Origin of the sequence: Mesorhizobium sp. M7A.F.Ca.CA.004.04.2.1 (assembly GCF_004022825.1) — a bacterium.
Lineage (GTDB): Bacteria > Pseudomonadota > Alphaproteobacteria > Rhizobiales > Rhizobiaceae > Mesorhizobium.
In genome coordinates this window covers 1-3,634 of sequence record NZ_RZPH01000626.1, presented here as the reverse complement: position 1 = coordinate 3,634, position 3,634 = coordinate 1, and the positions used below count along the sequence as shown (strand labels likewise).

3 protein-coding genes are annotated in these 3,634 nt (G+C 63.2%); 1 reads left to right on the top strand and 2 read right to left on the bottom strand.

The window, feature by feature from the left end:
• A partial coding sequence (locus EN893_RS24035; protein WP_128361822.1) for a glycosyltransferase occupies positions 1-829 on the top strand: 829 nt, incomplete at its 5' end.
• Between the two features lie 18 nt (positions 830-847).
• Here the strand turns inward: EN893_RS24035 and EN893_RS24030 are convergent.
• Both EN893_RS24030 and EN893_RS24025 read right to left on the bottom strand, forming a co-directional pair.
• Entirely contained in the window at positions 848-1,870 is a 1,023-nt protein-coding gene (locus EN893_RS24030; RefSeq protein ID WP_127267653.1) for a phosphoribosyltransferase family protein, read from the bottom strand.
• Between the two features lie 52 nt (positions 1,871-1,922).
• On the bottom strand, positions 1,923-3,419 hold the full coding sequence (locus EN893_RS24025; RefSeq protein ID WP_127267652.1) for a lipopolysaccharide biosynthesis protein: 1,497 nt from the start codon (positions 3,417-3,419) through the stop codon (positions 1,923-1,925).
• Between the last annotated feature and the right edge of the window lie 215 nt (positions 3,420-3,634).

Below are 3,634 nucleotides of genomic sequence, written 5' to 3'. Positions count from 1 at the left end.
GGGCTATGCCGTCGACAGGCTGAAGCCCGATGTCGCCGTGGTCCAGTGTCACAAATCGGTTCCGATCGGCAAGGCGCTGCAGGCGGAGGGCGTGCCTCTGGTCGTCTATCTCCGCAATGTCGAGTTCCATGAACTGGGCGGCGATCTGCGCGAATTGCATTCCGCGCTTTACATCGCCAATTCTGACTTCACCGCACGTACTTACAGACAGGAGTTCGGCATCGAGGCGGTGGTGATCCCGCCAACCATCAACCCGGCGCACTACTCGACGCCGACGACGGGCCAGTTCGTCACGCTGATCAACCCTTATGAGGAAAAGGGGTTCGAGCTCGCGGTGCGGATTGCCGGCGCCTGCCGCGAAATTCCATTCCTGTTCGTCGAAAGCTGGAAGCTCGACGACGATCACCGGGCGCGGATCGAACAGACGATCGCTCCCTTGGGCAATGTCGTCCTGGAGAGCCGCACCAGCGACATGAAGACGGTCTACGGCCGCACGAAGATCCTGCTTGCTCCCAGCAAGTGGGAAGAGGCCTGGGGCCGCGTCGCGTCGGAGGCCCATTGCAGCGGAATCCCCGTTGTCGGCTCGCGGCGCGGCGGTCTGCCCGAAGCGATCGGCTCCGGTGGCGTGGTGCTGGATTATGATGCACCGCTGGCCGACTGGGTCGCGGCCGTCAGGCGGCTGTGGAACGACAATCAGGAATATGACCGGCTTTCCAGCCTCGCCCGCAGCTTCGCCGGGCGCCCGGAACTCGATCCCGATCGCCAGTTCATCACCTTCTTCTCGATACTGGACAGGGCCATGCAGCAGCGCGCGCGACAGGCGGCCTGACGGCGCCGCCTGAGCAGGTCAGGCCGGGCGCTTGACCCGGCTTTTCAGCGTCTCGTAGCCGCGGGCGCCAAGCAGCGCGCGGGCAATGGTCTTGGCGGCGCTTTTGCGGCCCTCTTGCGACTTGATCTGCCGCAGCCTTGCCGGCAGGTTCCTGGCCGCCTGACCAAGTGCCGGCAGCGACAGCGTGTTGGGAAAGCTGACCATATGCGTTTCGACGCACAGCACCGGCTTGCCTGACAGTTCGGTGATCCTCAGCGCCTGTTCGTGCTCGCTCTCGATGAACAGGATGGCATCGGACTTGCGGTAGAAATCCGCCTTGAAACTGCCATGCGCGCCGAGCCGTTGCCGTTCCGCCTTGCTCGGCAGGTCGAGCATGATCAACTGGTCGTATTTGATCTCATGCTTGGCGAGCCATGCCTCGGTGAGCGCGCGGTATTTCTCCAGTCGGCTGGTGACCAGCCAGCCGATCCTGTGGGTCGCGACATGGAGCGGCCGCGCTTCGCTGAGGAATTTTTCATAGGCCGGGCCGTCGTCGTTTTCCGCCTCTGTCGGATCGAGGCACAGCACGCCGTCAATGTCGACGCAGCATTGCGCCAGGAATTTGTGATGCATGAAGTTCCACTGGAACATGCGCGGATGCGGCACGACTTCGAAGACGAGGTCGGTTTCCTGGTGCTGGGGCTCAAGGCCGAACACGGCGGCAAAGGTGAACTCCGCCTTGATGCCCGCAGCCTGGATGCGGGCGCGTGCGTCACGCATGGCGTTGCCGCCAGCGACGCTGTCGTCGATCACCAGCACCTTGCGCATCTCGGAAACCTTGCGGTCGAGAGCGGCACGGCGCTTGGTGACGCCAGACGTATAGATACGCCCTTCCAGGAAGCTGTCGAGATCGGTCATCGGGATGTTCGCGGCAAGGCTGACCAGCGTCGCTGCCAAAACGCCGCTTCTCGGCACACCGACCACCAGGTCGATGTCGCGTGGCAGCCGGTGCAGGCCCCTGACAATGGCGTCGTTCATATCGGAGATCGATCGGTAGTGCATGGTTCAGACCTGGTCCTGGAGGAGATGTCCGTAGCAGTCGAAGACGCCCAAATTATTGCGCTTCGCGCGCCGCCGCCGCAGGCAGCCTTGCCGGCAGCATCTTGAGGGCCTCGCGCAAGGCTTCGCGGCCGGAGGCGAATGCCAGTGCGATGACGATGGTGATGAGGTAGGCGAGCACGGCGCCGCTGGCCAGGGCGACGACATGCTGCTGCGGCAGCGCTGGCTTGATGAACCAGATGCCGGCCAGTGCCAGATGGGCGCCAAGCACGAACGGCGTTGCCGCGCGAAGTACATGGTGCGCCTGAAGCGGCCCGCTCTTGCCGACATAGAGCCACAGGAACGGCGTCCGCAGATATTCGCTGATCGCATAGGCGATCGCCACGCCCAGCGCGCCATAGGGCAGGCCGAGCATGAAGGCCAGCACCGACGTCACGGCCGTTATGATGCCCCAGCGCATGAAATCGCCGGAGCGGCCCTGGCTGACGAAAAGCCACCCCGCCGGATTGTTGAGCGGCTGCAGCAGCCCGGCAAAGCCGAGCGCCAGGAAAATCGAGGCGCTTGCGCGCCATTGCTCGCCGAGCACGAAGGGGATCAGCACATCCGACATCGCCGTGGCGAAGGCGACGCCGGGAAGCGCCACCAGCAGGATCAGCGGCATGACGCGCAGGTAGGCGCTGCGGTAGCGATCCGGCTCATCCTTCAGCCTCGAAAGCGCCGGAACCATCACCTTCGACAGCGGGTTGGTGATCTGGCTCAGCGGAAACAGAAGCAGCTTGTAGGCGCGGTCATAGAGGCCGAGTTGCGCCTCGCCCCAATATTTGCCGATCAGCACATTGTCGAGGTTGCGGGCAAAGAAATTGGCGAAGTTGAAGCCGGTGATGCCGGCGCCGAAATTGATCAGCTCGCCGATGCCGGCGACCTTGCGCGGCAGGCCCGGACGCCAGCGCGAGCTCGCCCAATAGCAGAGCGTCGGCAAAACGGCACCGGTCAGCGTGCCGGCAAACAGGGCCCAATAGGAGCGATCGATAAAGGTCCAGGCGATCGACACCGCAAGCCCGGCAATGGCGCTGGCGACGTCGATGACGGCCAGCCGGCCGAACTGCATGCGGCGTGTCAAGAGCGCCAGATGCTGGGCGCCCAGCCCATAGGCCATGATCTGCAGCCCGAACGCAGCCACCAGGCCCGTCACGCGCGGCTCGCCGTAGAAGGCGGCAACCAGCGGCGCCGCACCCGCAAGCACGCAAGCCAGGATCGCGCTGACCGCGACATTGATCCAGAAGAGGTAGTTCACCTCCTCATGCCGGATGCCCGACTTCTGGATCGTCGCCTGGGTCAGGCCGAAATCCTGGAACAGGGCGATAAAGGCAAGCACCGGCGCGCACATCGCCACGACGCCGAAATCCTGTGGCGACAACAACCGCGACAAGACGATAACGGACAGGATCTGTGTCGCGACCCGCACCGATTGCGCCATGGCCGTGACAACCGCGCCGCGCCCAACCGATTTGCGCAAGGAGCCTTCTGGCGGATCGAATGCATTGGCTTCCAAATTCAGGATTCCTGATTTTTTACGTTGATTTCCGAGCCCGAAAATCCACGACCGCCGCCGACCACAAACTACGGCAATAATTTTGCAGTGCAACAGAAAACGTGGACCGCCGCACCAAAAATGTTGCGATGCAGCAAGACCTGTACTAGCATTCCCTCGGGTGGGCCAACAGCGGTCGAGTTTTTATGCTGCATGTCTTGTACCTTGTGCACGAC